Genomic DNA, 19,977 nt, shown 5'->3' on the forward strand with positions numbered 1-19,977 from the left:
TCCTCCTGTTACCAATTCCATAAGGTGCCATCCTCCAGGCGTGCGACCGGCAGATAAGCGGGCTCGTAGGGATAACGGGCAGCCCGTTTTTCATCGAACTCAATGCCCAGGCCCGGTTTGTTGCCGGGGTGCATATAACCGTCGTTGAAACTCCAGTTATGTGGGAAGACCTCGAGCATTTGCTCGGAATAACCCATGTATTCCTGAACGCCGAAGTTCGGTACCCACAGATCAAAGTGCAGCGCCGCCGCCATGCAGATGGGCGACAGATCGGAGGGGCCGTGTGAGCCGGTACGCACTTGATACAGCGAAGCAAAATCGGCAATGCGGCGCATGCCGGTGATCCCGCCAGCGTGGGTGAGGGTGGTACGGATATAATCGATCAGTTGTTCTTCAATCAGTTGCTTGCAGTCCCAGATGCTGTTGAACACTTCGCCGACGGCGATGGGTGTGACGGTGTGCTGGCGGATCAGGCGGAAGCATTCCTGGTTTTCCGCAGGCGTTGGATCCTCCATCCAGAACAGCCGGTACTGCTCAATGCTTTTACCAAAGCGCGCAGCCTCAATGGGCGTTAGCCGGTGGTGCATGTCGTGCAGCAAATGCTCATCGAAGCCGAACCGGTTGCGCACGGCGTCGAACAGCTTGGGGGTGAAGTCGAGGTACTTTTCCGTTGACCACAACTGCTCTTCCGGCCAGTTGCCCTTGGTGGCCGGCTCATACGCCAACCCCTTGCCCTTGGCCATGCCATAAGTGGTTTTCATGCCCGGTACGCCGCACTGCGCGCGGATGGCCTTAAAGCCCAATTCTTTATGCTTGGCGTAGTCATCGAGGACTTCGTCGATGGAATGACCGGTGGTATGGCAGTAAACCATCACACCGGTGCGTGATGCGCCGCCCAATAACTGATACAGCGGCATGTTGGCGGCCTTACCCTTGATGTCCCACAGGGCCATGTCTACGGCGGAGATGGCAGACATGGTGACGGGGCCGCGCCGCCAGTAGGCGCCTTTGTAGAAGAATTGCCAGATGTCTTCGATCTGGTGTGCGTCTCGCCCGATCAATTGTGGGCAGACGTGATCTTTCAGATAGGACGCAACCGGCAGTTCACGGCCATTAAGCGTTGCGTCGCCGATACCGGTAATTCCGTCGTCAGTGGTGATCTTTAGCGTGACAAAATTCCTGCCTGGGCAGGTCACAAATACCTCTGCGTTAATGATCTTCATAACGGCTAATCCTCTTGCCAAGGGTGATTCGAATGGGCAAAAAATACGCCATGAACTAACTACCATACAAGTATGATTTAAAGGATTTGCCGGAGAAGATCACATTTCATCGCAGAATAAAGTGCAGAGGACAGGGGGATGTTAAGGGGGGCGGCACAGAGGCTGTGCCAGCCTACCTGGGGCGCTCAACGTTCTGCTGGGCGCCGCTGGCAGCGATTAACGTGAAGACGTCTGTCCGAGTAGTTCGCAATTAGGGGGCAGGCGGCACTCGATGGCATTGGGCAGGACTTCAATGCGGAAGCGGGTTCCCTTCAGCGGTTCTCCGTCGAGATTAAACGTCATCTCATGGGGGGCACTGATTTCCAACCAGGGTAACGCGGCGCCGATCACGTTTTTGTTTTCTTCACCGTTAAACAGGCTAGCCACCAATGCCGGCAATAACTCGTCCGCGATCAGTAGGCGTAGTTGCAGCAATCCGTCGTTGATAAGGGCATCTGGGCACAATTGCTGTCCACCTCCGGCCTGTTTGCCGTTACCGATGCCAATCACCAACGCATCACCGGCCCAATGGAAATCCGGCCCACGGATTTCGCAGCGATCGGCCTTGAGCGTATCCATGCGCAGCAGGCCGTGGATAAAGTAGGAAACACCGCCCAGCACCGCCTTTAGCTTTTCTGGCGTCTCGGTAGTGATTCGGGTACCGAAGCCGCCCGTCGCCATATTGATAAAATAGCGTTTATCATTCACCTTCGCCAAATCGATAGGGACGGCGCGGCCTTTCATCGCCAACCGTAGCGCCTGTTCCGGCATCGGTGGGATATTGCAGGCCATGGCGAAGTCGTTGGCCGTGCCCAGAGGCACAATACCCAGCGCGGGCCGTTTATCTGCAGGTAAGGCGGTCAGCGCGGCGGCGACTTCGTTGATCGTGCCATCGCCCCCGCCGGCAATCAGCGTGGCTACCCCCAGTTGGCAGGCTTCCTGTGCATAACGCGCGGCGTCCCCATATTCCCAGGTAACGCGAACATGCAGTGTCAGGCCTTCATCCCGCAGCGTTTGTACTGCAATACGGAGCTCTTCGTTGCCGGCGCTTTTACCATTAATGATAAGAAGCGCGGGTGCTGATGGATGCATTCCTGATATCTCCCGGCTAAAAACAGATAGTGATCAACGATAAACTACCTATCGGCGGCAGACCATAAGAATATTCAGTTAATTCGGATGAATAACCATTACACAGTGGTTATCTCTGAATGATTGGCTTAATTTGAGATATATGTCGTAGCCGTGTTAACGATTTTAGTTAATGAATTAACTTATCGCTGTAGCATTATTTTTATATCGAAATAGTCGTGAGCGTTATTAAAGACAGAGGTGTCATGTAATTGAAATATCATGGATATATTTCTATAGATATTTCTTTTCTACCAAAGAAAAAGCCAGTCCAAGGGAGATTGGACCGGCTAAGGAGGTGGTTCCTAGTATTGCTATGCAAATATTTTTCGTTCTTAGTTTTAAGCAGCCTGATGGTAACCAAGCTGCGAACTAATTGATGTGATCCAATTCTAATATTTGCTAAAAAACGCCATTAAAGCCGCGTAATCTGCATTTTATGCCGCAGGACTATTGGTATCCGGCAAATTTCTGATCAGCAGCGCGTAATTGAGATCGATATCTTGTGGGATCGGCAAATAAACGATATGCCCATTGCCAGGCGCCACGTCGATCGCCTCGCCTTTCTTATTTTGCATGCTCTCCAGGGTAAACAGGACGTTACCGCCGGGGGTCATCATTTCTACGCTATCACCGAGCAGAAACTTGTTTTTCACATCGACTTCAGCCCAACCGTCACGGCGCACGCCGGTAAATTCACCGACAAACTGCTGGCGTTCAGACAATGAAGAGCCGTAATCGTAATTTTGCTGCGCGTCATGCACGTGGCGACGCAGGAAACCTTCGGTGTAACCGCGATGCGCCAGGCCTTCCAGCGTGGTGAGCAATGTGGCATCGAACGGTTTGCCGGCAACCGCGTCGTCGATAGCGCGGCGGTAGACTTGTGCAGTGCGGGCGCAGTAGTAGAAGGATTTGGTGCGGCCTTCGATTTTAAGCGAATGTACGCCGAGCTGTGTCAGACGTTCCACGTGCTGAATGGCACGCAGATCTTTCGAGTTCATGATGTAAGTGCCGTGTTCATCCTCGAAGGCGCTCATATACTCGCCCGGTTTTTGGGCTTCTGAGAGCATGAACACTTTGTCGGTTGGCGCACCGATACCCAATGTTGGTTCAACGGTTTGTACCGGGATAGGCTCATGGATATGCACGATATTACCGGTATCGTCTTCTTTGCCTTCTTCCGCTTTGTACTGCCAGCGACAGGCGTTGGTGCATGTGCCCTGATTCGGATCGCGTTTGTTGATATAACCGGACAACAGGCAGCGGCCGGAGTAGGCCATGCACAGGGCGCCATGGACGAAAATCTCCAGCTCCATGTCTGGCACTTGAGTGCGGATCTCGGCGATCTCTTCGAGCGACAGTTCACGCGACAAGATCACCCGCGTCAGCCCCATTTGCTGCCAGAATTTCACCGTTGCCCAGTTCACCGCATTTGCCTGTACCGACAGGTGAATATCCATGTGCGGGAAGGCCTCACGCACCATCATGATCAGGCCGGGATCGGACATGATCAGCGCGTCGGGGCCCATGTCGATCACAGGTTTAAGATCGCGCAAGAAGGTTTTCAGTTTGGCATTGTGCGGAGCGATATTCACGACCACGTAGAATTTCTTACCCAGTGCGTGGGCTTCGTTAATGCCCTGCGCCAGGTTCTCGTGATTGAATTCGTTGTTGCGCACCCGCAGGCTGTAACGTGGCTGGCCGGCATACACCGCGTCAGCACCATAGGCAAAGGCGTAACGCATGTTTTTCAGCGTGCCGGCCGGGGAGAGGAGTTCCGGAGTAAACATAATGAGTCTCGGTCTGATTTCAGGTCAGTATACCTCTGTCTTTATAACCGCAGCGCTGTTGGCGGTATTCGTTCATCCTGGTCACTGGGTTTACCAAGCGCCTGGAGACTCACGAATTTGCCGCCTGGCTGCGGTAGGAAAGCCAGTGGGTATAACGCGCCCCAAATGGCGCAGTAAAAGCGGGGAATTGTAGCGGTAGCGCGGCAAGAAATCAGCAGGTAACCGGATTTATTACAGGGAGATTGATCCTGGTCATAAGAAAAACGCGCGATGGCGGCCATCGCGCGCCGCACAGATGCTGTTATGCGCTTACATCGCGCACGTCGGTGCTCGGGCCATTCTTGATCACCGACTGAATACCGTTTTTTGCCGCAGTTTCAGAGCTGTACATTTCGCTGACGCCGATTACCTGATGGTTTTTGGCTTTCAGGACAAAGTAAGGCTGATTGCTGGTGCTGTGTTTCAGTTCATATTGCGCTTCGTGAGGTGAATTGGTTTGCACAGAGGCAATGCCATTTTCCGCCGAGGCTTTGCTGGCGTACATCTCACTGGCCAAAATGATTTCGCCATTACTGGCTTTCAGGTTGAAGTGGTACTGTCCATTCTTTGCTTTTTTCAGCTCATAGTGACCGATTGCCATGGTTCCTCTCCTGTGGGTTCCGATAAGTGATGTAAGTGTAGCCAATAGCGTGAAACTGAGCGGCTAACAAACCTTATCTGAGAAGCGTAGCGCAAAAAATACGCAATTTTTTTGCGCTGGCGTTGAGTTTCAATCAGCGAATCGTGCTGTAGCACAGGAAGCTAATGGAGGATTGTGATGGCACAAGGCGGCGTGGCTTACCGCCGCACACGCACAGAGCCGCGGCGCGACGTGAGTGACTCACTACCGGGCATTCGGCATGGTGCGGGGTTGGCGGTAGAGGACCGGACGTCCGGCCGGTTAAAGTCCATTTACCAGCCGACAGGCCTCGGCTTCCCAGCGGTATCCCACACCGTATACCGAACGGATGAAGGATTTTTCTCCGTCGATCAGCTCCAGCTTACGCCGCAGGTTTTTGATATGGCTGTCGATGGTGCGATCGGTCACTACCCGGTAGTCGTCATACAGGTTGTTCAACAGCTGTTCGCGTGAGAATACGTTACCCGGCTGGCTGGCGAGGGTTTTCAGCAGACGAAATTCTGCGGGCGTGAGATCCAGCATATGGTTCTGATAGCTGGCCTGAAAACGCGGTTCATCGATGTGAAGCTGCGTTTCTTCCTGCGAATTATCCAGCGGGCGATGGCAGCGGCGCAGGATGGTTTTTACTCGAGCGACCACTTCACGCGGGCTGTAAGGCTTGCAGATATAATCGTCTGCACCGATCTCCAGCCCCAGCAAGCGATCGATCTCCTCAATCTTCGCCGTCACCATCACAACCGGGACATCGGTAAAGCGGCGCAGTTCGCGGCAAACCGTCAACCCATCGGCCCCCGGTAGCATCAGATCCAACAGGATCAGTGCAGGGCTATGCTCATGTACCGCAGGCACCACCTCGCTGCCGTTGGTCAGCCAATGCGTGGCGTACCCTGCAGCCTGCAGATAATCCACCAACAGCTGACCGAGTTTGGGTTCATCTTCAACAATCATAATCTGCAACGGTTGATTCTGGGTTTCCATCATGACGCCTTATTCATTAACGGGGTGGCAAATTCTACTGTAATCCGCACGCCGCCTAAAGGCGAGTGCTGTGCGTGGATCGTCCCGTTGTGCGCTTCCACAATATTTTGACAGATCGACAGCCCCAGACCCGAGCCGCCGCTGGCGCGATTGCGCGAACCTTCGGTGCGGTAGAAACGTTCAAAAATACGCGCCAACTGTTCGTCAGTGACGCCAGGTGCACTGTCTTGCCAGTAAACACGCAAGCAGTCTGGCGATTGTTCAGCGCCGATTTCCAACTTACCGCCCGCGTCGGTGTACCGCAGGCTGTTTTCCAGCAGGTTATTAAATAGCTGGTTGAGGCGATCGGGATCGCCAAACAGCGGTGCCTGTTCAGGCAGCAGAGTCACAATCTCCAGCCCCTTGGCACGAAACCGCTCGCGGAAACTGGCAACCGCAATTTGCAGTAGATGCACGCAGTCGACCGGGGATTTACGGTAGGCGAGTGCGCCCAGATCGGATAACGACAGCTGATGCAGATCGTCCACCAGTTTGGTCAGGGTGGAGACTTCTGCCTGCAACGAATTGAGTGAAGCGGGGGTGGGTTGGCGCACGCCGTCCTGTAACGCTTCCAGTTCGCCGCGCAATACCGCCAACGGGGTGCGCAACTCATGAGAGACGTCAGCCATAACGGCGCGCCGCATCTGTTCGTTTTTTTCCAGAGAGGTGGCAAGCTGGTTAAAGTCCTGTGCCAGCCGCCCTAACTCATCCTGGCTGCTGACCGCCACACGGGTGCTGAAATCCCCCGCGGCCAGCCGATGAGTACCGGCAACCAACCGTTTGACCGGGGCCAGCAACCCGCGCGACATTAGCCAGGTAACGGCCGCCGCTAACAGTGTGGAAAGGGCGACTATCATCCAACTGGTGCGCCTTTGCTGTTGATCGAAATTAATGTCGGTGTTGCGCGTTAGCCTCTCTATTGGGGTGGTGATCACCCAACCGACAATTTCATTGTTGTAACGAATCGGATGGCGCGGGCCTTCTTTCGGCACCGGGCCTGAATGGCCCACCAGGCGGTTAAACTGGCTGTCTACCACCCAGAACTGGGTGCGCCACCCCTTGGGCGGCAAGTTGTGGCTGCTGTCGCTGTTTTGTTCGAACGAGCGCATGATCTGGTAAATCACCTGATCGTTATTGCGCAGAAAAACCCAGTTGCCGTGGCGACTGTATTGTTCTTCCAGCGCTTCACTCAGCATGTTGATACGTTGTTCGTTGCTGTTCTTGATGTAGTCGATAAAGCCGCGTTCAAAGCTGACACGAACGCCCCAATGCATGGTGATTAACACCAGCATGCAGGTGGCGAAAATGGCCATGAACAGCTTGCCGGTAATGCCTAGTTTCATTATTGCAACCTCGTGGTGCCGGTCCCCGGCTCTTTGGTCAGCGTACGGTTGGGCGCGGTATCAGCCGGGACGCGGGCGAAGGCCAGTGCGGGCAGGGCAATGATCAATGCCATGCAGCAGTAGCTGTAAATAAATGCGCTGTGAATTGCCGGGCTGTCGGTGACCACCTGATGATGGGCAAAGCTGCCAATAAGAATACCGGCGAGGCTGACGCCGAGGCTCATCGACAGTTGCATCACCATCGAAAGCAGGCTGTTCCCACTGCTGGCCAGCCTGTCCGGCAGGTCCTTGAGCGTGAGGGTGTTCATTGCCGAGAAGCGCAGTGAATTGACCATTCCCTGGAAGAACAGCACCACGGGCAAAAGCCAGATCCAGCCGATCATCGCCACCAACGGGAAACTGAGGCTGACCAGCGCCAGCATCAGCGTGGCGGCCACCAGCACATTGCGGTACCCAAAACGGTTAACGACCCGTACCACGATCCGCTTCATTCCCATACTGCCGATGATCATCGGGATCATCATCAATCCGGCGTGGAACGGGGAAAACCCCATGCCAACTTGCATAAATAGCGGGGTCATAAACGGCAACATACCGCTGCCGATACGGCCCAGCAGGCTTGCCGTCAGCCCCACCTTGTAGGTCTGCGTTTTGAACAGCCTGAGTGAGAATAACGCGCGACTGTTGCCGTGCGCATGCCACCAATAGCCGGCCAATGCCGCCACACCGGCTGCAACCAGGCCTGAGATAGCGGTCGCCGACAGCCCCATCCCTTTGTGTCCATCAAGCGCCAGGGTCAGCGTCGCCATGCCGATCGCCAGCATGATAAAACCGCTGATGTCAAAGCGCCGCGTCTGCATACGGTAGTTAGGCATTAACAATAGCGTGGCGATGGCCCCGGCAATGCCGACTGGAATATTGATCAGGAAAATCCAGTGCCAACTGGCGTACTGGACGAGAAATCCACCCAGTGCCGGCCCCATCAGTGGGCCGATTTGGCCGGGTAGGGTGACGAAGGTCATCGCTGCCATGTACTGTTCGCGCGGGACGATTTTCATCACCGTCAACCGGCCAACCGGCACCATCATCGCCCCGCCAATCCCCTGAATGACCCGCGAGGCGATCAGCTCATTGAGGGTTTCAGAACGGGCACACAGGATGGAACCCAGCGTGAACAGGACGATGGCGCTGAAAAATACCCGCTGCACCCCAACCCGGTCCGCCAGCCAGCCGCTGGCGGGCAGCATCACCGCTACCGTCAACACATAGGAAACGATCACGGACTGCATGCGCAGCGGATTCTCCCCCAGGCTGACGGCCATCGACGGCAGGGCGGTATTGACGATGGTGGTGTCCAGCGTCTGCATGAAGAAGCCGAACGCCACAATCCAGAGTTGCCACTGTACTGAGGCGGTATGTTTTATGAGCATCAGGCAACCATTATTGAGGCAGCGGAACCAATTTCTTGCCGCGACGTAACTTCATCTGCAATCGGTCAAAATACAGATAGACCACCGGCGTGGTGTACAGCGTCAACAGTTGGCTCATCACCAGCCCACCGGCGATGGTGATCCCCAGCGGTTGGCGCAATTCAGCACCGTCACCGCTGGTTAGCACCAGCGGCAGAGCGCCGAACAACGCGGCCAATGTGGTCATCATGATCGGTCTGAAACGCAGTAGACATGCCTGGAAAATGGCATCACGTGCGCTGATACCGCCGTTGCGCTGCGCATCAAGAGCGAAGTCGACCATCATGATGGCGTTTTTCTTCACAATGCCGATCAACAGCATGATGCCAATCAATGCTATCAGGCTGAACGGCGCCCCGAAAAGCTCCAGCGCCAGCAATGCACCCACGCCTGCGGAGGGCAGGGTGGACAAGATAGTCAGCGGATGAATATAACTTTCATAGAGAATACCGAGCACGATATATACCGTGGCTATCGCCGCCAGGATCAGGATCACCTGGGATTTCAGCGTCTCCTGGAAGACCTGCGCCGTTCCGGCAAAGGCGCCGCGTACGGTCGAGGGAACGCCGAGCGCAGTCATGGCACGGGTTACGGCATCGGTAGCATCCCCCAGACTGTAACCGAGCGGCAGGTTAAACGAAATGGTCGAGGCGGCAGAAAGCCCCTGATGGTTTACGGCCAAAGGCGCATTGGCCGGCTGCCAGTGGGCAAAGTAGGACAAGGGGATCGCTTTGCCTTCACTGTTGATAATGAACATTTTATCCAGAGAGCTGACGTCTTGCGTATAGGCCGGAGCCACCTCCATGACCACCTTGTACTGATTGAGCGGTTGGTAAATGGTGGATATCTGGCGCTGGCCAAAAGCGTTGTCGAGCAGGTTATTGGCGTCGGAAACCGAGATACCCAGCCGCGCCATGGTGTCACGGTCATAAATCAGGTCCATTTCCGAGCCTTTATCCTGTTGATCCGAGTTGACGTCTGCCAGTTCGGGCAGCGCGGCCAGGGCGGTGCGGATTTTAGGCTCCCAGGTGCGCAGGGCGCTCAAATCGTCAGAAAGTAGGGTGTACTGATAGCTGGCATTGGCCTGTCTGCCGCCCACGCGAATATCCTGAACGGCCATGAGGAACAGGCTGGCCCCCGGTTCCTTCGCCAATTTTGCGCGCAAGCGGGCAATCACCTGTTGAGCGTTTTCCTTGCGTTCGGACAGCGGTTTCAGGGAGATAAACATTGAACCGCTGTTGGTGCGCGAACCGCCGGTAAAGCCTGTGACGTTATCCACGGCGGGGTCATCACGCACAATGGTCATAAAATCTTGCAGCTTCACGCGCATCGATTGGAACGAGATACTCTGGTCAGCCTGAATTGACCCCATCAGACGGCCGGTATCCTGCTCCGGGAAAAAGGTTTTTGGGATGCTGATGTACAACCAAACATTCAGTGCCACGGTGGCCAACAGTACAACCAGCACCCAACGCGAATGATTGAGCACCCAGTTCAGCGAACGCCCGTAGCCTTGTTGCAGCTTCAACAACAGTTTGCCAAAACCCCGAACCCGCCGCTGCGAGTGTGCCGGTTGCTGGCGCAGCAAATAGGCGCACATCATTGGCGTCAGGGTCAAAGATATCAGTAATGACAGGCCGATCGACACTGACAAGGTGACGGCAAATTCGCGGAACAGACGGCCAGGCAGACCGTCCATCAAGAGCAGCGGAATAAACACCGCCACCAGCGACATACTCATCGAGAGCACGGTAAAACCGACTTCACGGATCCCCTGCAGAGCGGCCTGGAGCGGTTTCATACCGGCTTCGACGTGGCGCGAGATATTCTCCAGGACCACGATGGCGTCGTCCACCACAAAGCCCGTCGCGATCGTGAGCGCCATCAGTGACAGATTGTTCAGGCTAAAGCCGCACAGGTACATGGCGGCGAAGGTACCAATCAGTGAAACCGGTACGGCGACTGCCGGGATCAACGTGGCGCGCCCGGAGCGCAGGAAGGCAAAAACGACCAGGATCACTAACGCGATGGCGATCACCAGCGATTGTTCCACCTCGGCCAGTGAGGCACGAATGGTCGGAGAACGGTCCTGGGCAATGTTCAATTTGATCGACGCGGGGATGCTCTCCCTCAGGTTTGGCAGTTCCGCGCGGATACGATCGACGGTATCAATAATGTTGGCATCTGGCGAACGGCTTACCACCAGCAGAATGGCCGGTTGGGCATTGGTCATGCCGGCATTGCGGACGTCCTGAACCGAATCAATGACGTCAGCGACGTCGCTGAGGCGTACGGCTGAACCGTTGTTGTAATGCACGATCAGCGGCTTGTAGCCTTCTGCCTTCTTGATTTGATCGTTGCTTTGTATCTGCCAGCGTTTGTCCTGACTTTCCGCCGACCCCAGCGGCGTACGCAGGTTGGCGTTGCTGATAGCCTGGCGCACACTGTCTAGTGATACGCCCTGGTTAAACAGCGCGGACGGATTTAACTCGACGCGCACTGCCGGTAAGGAGCTCCCGCCCACGGTGACATCGCCTACGCCATCGGTCTGCGAGATTTTTTGCGCCAATTGGGTGGACGCGAAGTCATAAAGTTGCCCCTGGTTGTAAGTATCGGACGTCAGCGTCAGGATCATGATCGGCGCGTCGGAGGGGTTCATCTGGCGATAGGTGGGGCGGCTTGGCATGCCGGAGGGCAGCAGGCTTTGTGCCGCGTTGATCGCCGCCTGCACGTCACGCGCAGCGCCATTGATATCACGGTTAAGATCAAACTGCAGGATAATGCGGGTGCTGCCCAGTGAGCTCATGGAGGTCATTTCATTGACCCCGGCGATGCGGCCGAGTGCGCGCTCCAATGGCGTGGCGACAGAGGTCGCCATGGTTTCTGGATCGGCGCCCGGCAGAGTGGCAGTGATAGAGATCACCGGGTAGTCTACCTGCGGCAAAGGGGCGACCGGCAACAGGCTAAACCCCAGCGCCCCGGCTAACGCAATCGCCAGCGTCAGCAGGGTCGTCGCGACCGGCCTAAAGATAAACAGCGAGAAGAATTTCACGGTGTCTCCTGCGATTCTTCTTTGACGTGAGTATTGCGCGCCAGTTTGTCAAACAGCAGGTAAATCACCGGGGTAGTAAATAACGTCAGTATCTGGCTCATGATCAGGCCGCCCACCATACAGATGCCGAGCGGGCGGCGCAGCTCTGCGCCCACACCGGTACTGAGCATCAGCGGAAGTGCCCCTAGCAACGCGGCCAGCGTGGTCATTAAAATCGGCCTAAAGCGCAGCAGACAAGCCTGATAGATCGCATCATACGGCGTCATGCCCTGTTCACGCTCGGCGGCGAGCGCGAAGTCGATCATCATGATGGCGTTTTTCTTCACGATACCGATCAGCAAGATGATGCCGATAATGGCGATCACGTCCAGCTCGCTGCCGGCCATCATCAAGGCTAGCAGCGCACCAACCCCGGCGGTTGGCAGCGTGGAGAGGATAGTGACCGGGTGGATAAAGCTCTCATACAGCACGCCCAGTACGATATACATTGCCACCACGGCGGCCAGGATAAGCCACAGCGTATTGCCGAGTGCGGCCTGAAACGCCAGCGTTGCCCCTTGGAATTTGGTGGTGATGTCTTTCGGCATGTTGAGGTTTTTCTCAACCTGGGTAATGGCATTGACCGCCTGCTCAAGTGAATACCCCTCCGCCACGTTGAACGACACCGTGGTGGCTGGGAATTGGTCAAGATGGTTGATGGATAACGGCCCGTTGCGCTGCTCGATTTTAGCAATCGTGTTCAGCGGCACGATGGTGCCGTTACTGCTGGTCAGGCGGATATCGTTCAAAGCAGCCAGGCCCGGTGTAGCCTGCACGTCATGCACCAGCACCACGCGATACTGGTTCGCCTGAGTGTAGATGGTGGAGATTAACCGCTGGCCAAAGGCGTTATACAGCGCGCTGTCCACGTCGCTCATTTGGACACCCAACCGAGAGGCTGAGTCGCGGTCGACGTTGATATAGGCTTCCAACCCCTGATCTTGCCAGTCGCTGCTGACGTCTTGCAATGCCGGGGTTTGTCGCAGTTCATCGACCAACTGTGGCACCCATTGGCTGAGCTGCTCCAGCGACATGGCTTGCAGGGTAAACTGGTACTGGGTACGGCTGACCTGCGTATCGATGGTCAAATCTTGCACGGGTTGCAGATACAAATTCAGGCCGGGTAGCTTAGCGGCCTGTTGCTGCATCCTGTTGATGATTTCTTGCAGGCTGCCGCTGCGTTCGCTCAGGGGTTTGAGGTTGATTTGCAGACGGCCGCTGTTAAGGGCGGCATTGGTGCCATCCACGCCGATAAACGAGGTGAGGCTTTCCACTGCCGGATCTTGCAGCAGTTGGGCGGCCACCTGTTGTTGCAGTTCTGCCATTTTACTGAAGGATACCGACTGCGGTGCTTCCAGCGTGCCCTGTATCAAACCGTTATCCTGAATGGGGAAAAACCCTTTCGGAATAAACAGATACAGCAGCACCGTGAGCGCCATGGTACTCAGTGCCACGCCGAGCGTTAACCACTGGTGATCAAGCACTTTTTTCAGCCAAACGCCGTAGCCGGCAATCACGCGCTCGAAGAAACGCTCAGAAGCAGCAGAAAAACGGTTCTGCTTGCGCAGCGATTCATGGCTCAGCATGCGTGCGCACATCATTGGCGTCAGCGTCAGGGAAATAAAGGCCGAAATCAAAATCGCAACGGCCAGCGTGACGGCAAACTCTCGGAACAAGCGGCCGACAATATCCCCCATAAACAGCAGCGGGATCAGCACCGCCACCAGTGAGAAGGTCAATGAAATAATGGTGAAGCCGATTTCACCGGCACCTTTTAACGCGGCATCGAGCGGTTTTTCGCCTTTTTCGATATAGCGAGAGATGTTTTCGATCACCACAATCGCGTCATCGACCACAAACCCGGTGGCAATAGTCAGTGCCATTAACGTCAGGTTGTTGATCGAAAAGCCGAGAAAGTACATGACGGCAAAGGTGCCGATCAGTGACAGCGGCACCGCAACGCTCGGAATTAGGGTGGCCGGCACGTTACGCAGGAAGATGTAAATGACCATCACTACCAGGGCGACAGCCAGTAGCAGCTCAAATTGCACGTCGCTGACGGAGGCGCGAATAGTGGTAGTACGGTCCGTCAGCACCTTGACGTCGACTGACTTCGGCAGGCTTTTGATCAGCGTGGGCAACATCTCACGGATGCTGTCGGCGGTGGTAATGACGTTGACCCCCGGCTGGCGCTGGATGTTCAGCACGATCGCCGGCTGCTTGTTGGCCCAGGCGGCCAGCCGGGTATTTTCGGCACCCTGTTCAACGGTCGCAATATCCTGTAACCGAATTGGCGCGCCATTTTTATAAGCGACAATCAGCTGACGATATTCATCGGCTGACTTCATCTGATCGTTGGCGGACAGCGTGACTGAACGCGCCGGGCCGTCCAGGCTCCCCTTGGCCGAGTTGACGTTGGCACCGGTAATGGCCGTGCGAACCGTTTCGCTGTCCAGTCCATTGGCGGCCATGGCGGGGGCATTGAGTTTAACGCGTACGGCAGGCCGTTGACCGCCGGACAGCGTCACCAACCCAACGCCGGTCACCTGGGATATTTTCTGTGCGACCCGGGTTTCCACCATATCCTCCACCTGGGTCATCGGCATGGCGGTTGAGGTCACGGCCAGCGTCAAAATAGGCGGATCGGCAGGGTTAACCTTGCTGTAAATGGGGGGGGAGGGCAGGTCGGTCGGCAGCAGGTTCGTGGCAGAGTTAATCGCTGCCTGCACTTCCTGTTCGGCGACATCTAACGACAGTGCCAATTGGAATTGCAGCGTGATCACCGATGCACCGCCGGAGTTCTGCGACAGCATTTGTTTAAGCCCGGACATTTGGCCGAACTGGCGTTCCAGTGGGGCGGTAATTGCCGATGTCACGACATCTGGACTGGCGCCGGGGTATAACGTCACCACTTGAATGGTGGGGTAATCTACTTCAGGCAAGGCAGATACTGGCAGTGAGCGATAACCGATAATCCCCGCCAGCAAGATAGCCACCATCAACAGCGTGGTGGCTACTGGGCGCAAGATAAATAGGCGGGATGGACCACCACCGGGGTTCGGTGTCATCACCTGCATCAGGATTTCTCCCGCTTGGTATGCGGTTTGGCACTGCTGTCAGTCGTTTTGGTCTGCGGTGTGACCACTTCCACCTTCATGCCTTCAATCAATTGGTCAATACCGTCGGTCACTACCCGTTGTCCGGCGTTGAGCCCGCTGGCGATAACCACATTTTGGCTGTCTTCAATACCCAGGGTCACGAGATGCTTACTGACCTTATTTTCTGCATCCATGGTCCAGACGAAGTTACCTTCGTTGCCCATTTGCACGGCGGCGGTAGGCACCACGACCGCGTCCTGCAATGTTGCGACTTTCAGGCGCGCATTCACAAACTGGTTAGGGAACAGCGCATCGTCTTCGTTGGCGTATTGCGCTTTCAATTTAATCGTACCGGTGGTGGTGTCGATCTGGTTATCAAGGCTGAGCAGGCTGCCCTGCGCCAACAGGGCTTTATTGGTGCGGCCCCAGGCATCCACGCTCACCGGGCCGGCCTTCTGCGCCTTGACGATATCGCTGATATTGCCTTCCGGCAGGGTGAACACCACGTCGATCGGATGGGTTTGCGTGATCACTACAATGGCAGTGGTGCCGCTGGTGATGTAATTCCCCATATCCACCTGCTTCAACCCGACGCGGCCTGAGATAGGTGCAATGATCTTACTGTACGTCAACTGCAGCTGCGCGCTGTCGACGGCGCCTTGGTCTGCCTTAATGGCCCCTTCCGTTTGCTGGACCAACGACACTTGGGTATCCAGCTCTTGGCGTGAAATCAGATTGGTTTTGACCAGTTGCTGGTAGCGTGCCAGATCGCGTCGCGCGTTAGCGAGCGTGGCCTGATCTTTTGCCAATTGGCCTTGTGCCTGAGTTAACAGAACCTGGTAAGGGCGAGGATCGATGACGGCCAGCAAGTCCCCGGCTTTTACCTGTTGCCCTTCGGTGAAATGCAATGACATCAATTGTCCGTCAACCCGACTGGTTACGGTGACAGTATTGGCGGCAGTGACCGTGCCCAGACCGATCAGGTAGCGGGGAACGGTCTGCTGGGTAGCCGTCGCGGCCTGTACCGGTGATATAGAGCCACCACGTCGGCCACCTGCGTGGCTTGCACCCGCTGGATTCGCACCGGTGCGACGTGCACTCGGCGCCGTCTCTGCGGCTGGCTGCGCTGCGCTGAAGTGACGCCAAATCAATACGGCGGCAATCGCCACGATGATGACCACCAGCAGGCGCAGTATCAGTGAACGACGAGGGTTTTTTGCATTCATGGTGGCGAAAATCTCTCCAAAGGGCAGGTGCGTGGGCACGCATTGCCAAAAAAATACACTCCTTACAGAATACTAGTTTAGCGAGGAAAGACGGCATAAAAATGAAGGAAATATGGAGGAACCGTCAGCATTGTCCGAATAAGTTGTAGATTTGATCGTGCTATGTTTATAAGCGATGGCATCCGGCTTATAGCGAATAGGTTTTAGCGAACTTTCTGCCTTCACGCTAATAATTAACCTGCAAATCATTAACTCCATGGAGCATGCAATGAGTCATAAAGAACTGGGCCGTTCAGGCATCAAAGTACCAGCATTGACCTTCGGCGGTAACGTGTTTGGCTGGACGGCGGATCGTGAAACCTCATTCAGCCTGTTAGATGCGCTGGTGGAAAATCAGCTCAATTTTATCGATACCGCGGATGTGTATTCGAGCTGGGCGCCGGGCAATGTGGGTGGGGAATCGGAAACCACGATTGGCGAATGGTTGAAAAAGAGCGGCAAGCGCGACCAGGTGATTATCGCCACCAAAGTAGGCAAACCGATGGGCGAGGGTAAACAGGGGCTGTCGCCACGTTATATTCAGCAAGCGGTGGAGGATTCCCTGCGCCGTCTGCAGACCGACTATATCGATCTGTATCAGTCCCATGATGACGATCGGGATACGCCGCTTGCGGAAACGTTGGCGGCGTTTGATGCATTAATCAAGGCCGGCAAAGTGCGGGCAATAGGGGCGTCTAACTACCAGGCCGATCGTCTGGAAGAAGCCCTCAATATCAGTAAGCAGGAAGGGCTGGCGCGTTACGAAACCCTGCAACCGGAATATAACCTGTATGCGCGGGCGGGCTATGAGCAGGGATTGGAGGCCGTTGCGCAGCGTCATGGGTTGGGCGTGATTAACTTCTTCTCGCTGGCCAGCGGTTTTCTGACGGGGAAATACCGCAGTGAACACGATATCGGCAAAAGTCAGCGTGGCGACAGAGTGATCGCGCAGTACCTTAATCCGCGGGGCTTTAGCATTCTGGCAGGCTTGGATCAGGTGGCGAAGAAGCACCACACCACGCCGGCACAGGTTTCACTGGCCTGGCTGATCGCGCGGCCCAGCATTACTGCACCTATCGTCAGCGCCACGTCCTTAAAACAGTTGGATGAGCTGGTTAGCGCCACCCGGCTTCGGCTGGATGCGGATGATATCAGCACCTTGAATGAAGCCAGCGCCTGGTAATCGAGATTAACCGCGGGCGGTATCGATCAACTGAAGCAGCTGCGTCAGGCAGGCTTCAATTGTACATCCTGCGGTATCAATAGAGGCCACTGGCATGTTCCAGGGGATGTAATCGTGGTTACTGACATCCTGCCAGTTGGGCAATCGTAGCCCGGCAATGTCGCCGCCTCGGGTTTCGATCCTTCGGCGGTGCTCCGCACTGTCTGAACAGAACACTTCAATATCAATACAGGTTCTGCCAGTCCGGAGCGCAACCTGATGCCAGGCTTCACGGGTGACAGGCAGTGGGTTAACCGAATCGGCGATCACGGTGTGGCCCAGACGCAGGTTATCCTCAGCGACGCCATAGGCGGCAAAATAGCCTGATGGGCCTACGTCACTGGCTAAGGCACCGCTGTCACGGATTGCCTGTTCCAGGGTGTCGATTCGCAGATGAATTGCCGATAATGCACCTGCCAGCGCCCGTGCCAGCGTAGTTTTGCCGCTGCCCGGCAGCCCGGAAAAAACGATCAGCATTGTTGCTCCCGCCATAATTGTTGCCCCAGCCGATACAGTACATGTTTTTGCAGCGGATGGCCTTGGGGTAGCCGTGGATGAAGGAAACTTTCCCCCTTGGACGTCATGCCGATGCGTTCCATCACCCGGCGCGACGGTTGGTTAGCGTCGGCGGTAAAGGACACCACTTCTGCCAGATTCAGGTGTTCGAAGGCATAGTGCAATGCGGCCTCGGCCGCTTCACTGGCGTAGCCTTTGCCCCAGTGTGCTGCCGCCAACCGCCAGCCAATTTCTACGCAGGGCGAACAGGGGAGATCATCAGCAGGAATAGCCAACCCAACAAAGCCGATAAAAGGTGCTCCGCCTTTCACTTCCAGTGCCCATAAGCCCCAACCATGCTGTTGCATGAACAGGCGGATCTTGTCGGCGAGTGCGTCACTTTGCGCGGAACTGAGCGGGGCGGGGAAATAACGCATGACCTGAGGATCGGCATTAAGGGCAGCGAAGGCGGGCAGATCATCGTCACGCCAGGCACGCAACCGCAGCCTGTCAGTTTCCAGGGGAAATATTTCACACATCGACTTTCCTCCAGTAACCAAGCATTCCTTGGTTTCATGGTAGGGGCGCTGCATGCTACGCCCTATAGCATAATCAATGGGTTAAATCGGATCGAACAGGTTCGACCCTTACCTGTTTAGCCCTTTTGCGGTTTTGTCTGCCGTCTGGAGCGCGGTATATACCGCGCCCTCAGGCCATTAACGGAACAGCGTTTGCGCCCAGCGCGCCAACCCGGCAGTTACCGAGCCGAAGTCGTTGCCACCGACAATAGGGATGCCCGGCAACTGTTGTTCCAGCGCGGCACGCAGCAAGGGTGAACGCGCGCTACCGCCGGTGAGATAAATCACCTGTGGTGCGGTTTGGCTGCTCGCCAGGGCGGCACTGACCTGTTCCTGAATACGCAACAGGGGTTGCGAAATAGCGTCGGCAAGCTGATCCTGGTTGATGGTTTCCACCAAGTCAGGCTGCACGAACGCTAATGGCGCGCTGATGCTTTGCTGCGCCGACAGGGCGATTTTACTCTCTTCCGCCGCGCGTACCAACCGGTAGCTCAGACGCTGCTGGTGCACCTTCAGCAAACGTTTGACCTTTTCCGGTTCGGCGGCATCACGGATCAAATCACGCAGCATGCGACCGTTGGCGACGCTGTAAAAGTCGTTTTGCGCCGGCACGTCGTTGGTGGCGACCGCGTTCCAATAAGGCAGCGCGGGCAGCGCGATACCCTTGCCGGTTTCGCCACCCATGCCGAACAGCGGCATCAGCTGTTTGAACGCCAACATGATGTCCAGGTCGTTACCGCCGACACGGCACCCGCTGTGCCCCAGCAGGCTTTGCTGGCGATCGGCACGGTCGCGCCATTGTGGCCCCATCAGCAGTACCGAGCAGTCGGTCGTACCGCCACCGATGTCTACCACCAGCACGGTTTTCTCTTCGTTCAGCGTCGCTTCGAAGTCCAGTCCCGCCGCTACAGGTTCAAACTGGAATTCAATGTCCTTGAAACCGGCGCGCTCGGCAGCACGGTGCAAAATACCCTGCGCCTGCTGGTTAGCGTCTTCACCCCCAATCCCCTGGAAGTTGATCGGACGACCGATCACCGCCTGGCTGATGCTGTCTTGCAGCACGTTTTCCGCCTGACGTTTGATGTGGAACATCATGGCGCAAACCAGATCTTCAAACAGCGCAATCTGCTGTGGCTTCAGGCCGTTAGCACCGAGGAAGGATTTCGGCGAGCGAACAAAATACACCTCTTCCGGATCTTCGGCGTAGTGCGCCAGTGCCTGCAGGCCAAATAGCACGCTGTCGTTACCGACGGGAATGTCTTCTTCGCGGTTGTAGCTAATGGCCCGGCGCAGCAGTTGCTGATTCTCTTCGCTGCCGGTCGGTACCTGCCAGTGGCGGTGCAAGCATTCGCTCACGGCTTCACGCGTCGGTGCACAAAGCATCGACGGCAGGTAAGGTTCGTTGTTTTCCAACGTCAGTAGCTCGGGGCCGTTATCACGCATCACTGCGACAGAACAGTTGGCTGTTCCGTAATCGAATCCAATAAACATGTCTTTTCTCAATCCCCATGCCAATGAAGGGGGGCGACTTTACCCG

At 55.9% G+C, this 19,977-nt stretch carries 14 protein-coding genes; 1 reads left to right on the plus strand and 13 read right to left on the minus strand.

Annotation, left to right across the window (positions count from 1 at the left end):
- Positions 1-8: 8 nt before the first annotated feature.
- From manD to AC2FCQ_RS12170, 10 genes are all read right to left on the minus strand, one after another.
- Positions 9-1,223 (minus strand): D-mannonate dehydratase ManD, encoded by a 1,215-nt coding sequence (gene manD, locus AC2FCQ_RS12125; RefSeq protein ID WP_209638245.1) that lies wholly within the window; start codon positions 1,221-1,223, stop codon positions 9-11.
- A gap of 216 nt (positions 1,224-1,439) precedes the next feature.
- Complete coding sequence (gene yegS, locus AC2FCQ_RS12130) at positions 1,440-2,354, minus strand: lipid kinase YegS (RefSeq protein ID WP_209638244.1); 915 nt, start codon at positions 2,352-2,354, stop codon at positions 1,440-1,442.
- Positions 2,355-2,830: 476 nt separating this feature from the next.
- A complete protein-coding gene (gene trhP / locus AC2FCQ_RS12135; RefSeq protein WP_209638243.1) occupies positions 2,831-4,183 on the minus strand; it encodes a prephenate-dependent tRNA uridine(34) hydroxylase TrhP in 1,353 nt (450 codons plus the stop codon).
- A gap of 301 nt (positions 4,184-4,484) precedes the next feature.
- Positions 4,485-4,823 (minus strand): YegP family protein, encoded by a 339-nt coding sequence (locus tag AC2FCQ_RS12140; protein ID WP_209638242.1) that lies wholly within the window; start codon positions 4,821-4,823, stop codon positions 4,485-4,487.
- A 300-nt stretch (positions 4,824-5,123) separates the two neighbouring features.
- Positions 5,124-5,840, minus strand: coding sequence for an envelope stress response regulator BaeR (gene baeR, locus AC2FCQ_RS12145; RefSeq protein ID WP_209638241.1), 717 nt, complete (start codon positions 5,838-5,840; stop codon positions 5,124-5,126).
- The gene (gene baeS / locus AC2FCQ_RS12150; protein WP_265555396.1) at positions 5,840-7,222 is read right to left on the minus strand and encodes an envelope stress sensor histidine kinase BaeS; all 1,383 of its coding nucleotides are present in this window, start codon (positions 7,220-7,222) and stop codon (positions 5,840-5,842) included. Before baeS ends, baeR begins: the two co-directional genes overlap by 1 nt.
- Positions 7,222-8,652, minus strand: a complete 1,431-nt coding sequence (locus AC2FCQ_RS12155; protein ID WP_265555397.1) for an MFS transporter — start codon at positions 8,650-8,652, stop codon at positions 7,222-7,224. The genes baeS and AC2FCQ_RS12155 overlap by 1 nt, the downstream gene beginning before the upstream one ends.
- Before the next feature lie 10 nt (positions 8,653-8,662).
- Complete coding sequence (gene mdtC / locus AC2FCQ_RS12160) at positions 8,663-11,743, minus strand: multidrug efflux RND transporter permease subunit MdtC (RefSeq protein ID WP_209638238.1); 3,081 nt, start codon at positions 11,741-11,743, stop codon at positions 8,663-8,665.
- The gene (locus tag AC2FCQ_RS12165; RefSeq protein WP_490308251.1) at positions 11,740-14,859 is read right to left on the minus strand and encodes an MdtB/MuxB family multidrug efflux RND transporter permease subunit; all 3,120 of its coding nucleotides are present in this window, start codon (positions 14,857-14,859) and stop codon (positions 11,740-11,742) included. Before AC2FCQ_RS12165 ends, mdtC begins: the two co-directional genes overlap by 4 nt.
- A complete protein-coding gene (locus tag AC2FCQ_RS12170) occupies positions 14,859-16,106 on the minus strand; it encodes an MdtA/MuxA family multidrug efflux RND transporter periplasmic adaptor subunit (protein ID WP_265555402.1) in 1,248 nt (415 codons plus the stop codon). The genes AC2FCQ_RS12165 and AC2FCQ_RS12170 overlap by 1 nt, the downstream gene beginning before the upstream one ends.
- 268 nt (positions 16,107-16,374) lie before the next feature.
- On the opposite strand from AC2FCQ_RS12170, the gene AC2FCQ_RS12175 reads away from it, so the two are divergent.
- Positions 16,375-17,328: an aldo/keto reductase gene (locus tag AC2FCQ_RS12175; RefSeq protein ID WP_209638235.1), complete on the plus strand. Its 954-nt coding sequence runs from the start codon at positions 16,375-16,377 to the stop codon at positions 17,326-17,328.
- A 6-nt stretch (positions 17,329-17,334) separates the two neighbouring features.
- Here AC2FCQ_RS12175 and AC2FCQ_RS12180 read toward each other — a convergent pair whose 3' ends face one another.
- From AC2FCQ_RS12180 to yegD, 3 genes are all read right to left on the minus strand, one after another.
- On the minus strand, positions 17,335-17,844 hold the full coding sequence (locus AC2FCQ_RS12180) for a P-loop nucleotide/nucleoside kinase family protein (protein WP_209638234.1): 510 nt from the start codon (positions 17,842-17,844) through the stop codon (positions 17,335-17,337).
- Positions 17,838-18,401, minus strand: a complete 564-nt coding sequence (locus tag AC2FCQ_RS12185) for a GNAT family N-acetyltransferase (RefSeq protein WP_404760753.1) — start codon at positions 18,399-18,401, stop codon at positions 17,838-17,840. Before AC2FCQ_RS12185 ends, AC2FCQ_RS12180 begins: the two co-directional genes overlap by 7 nt.
- A gap of 177 nt (positions 18,402-18,578) precedes the next feature.
- Entirely contained in the window at positions 18,579-19,931 is a 1,353-nt protein-coding gene (gene yegD, locus AC2FCQ_RS12190; RefSeq protein WP_209638232.1) for a molecular chaperone, read from the minus strand.
- Positions 19,932-19,977: the final 46 nt, after the last annotated feature.

The sequence above is a fragment of the Serratia sp. CoH_134_PS_4 genome, from assembly GCF_058190535.1.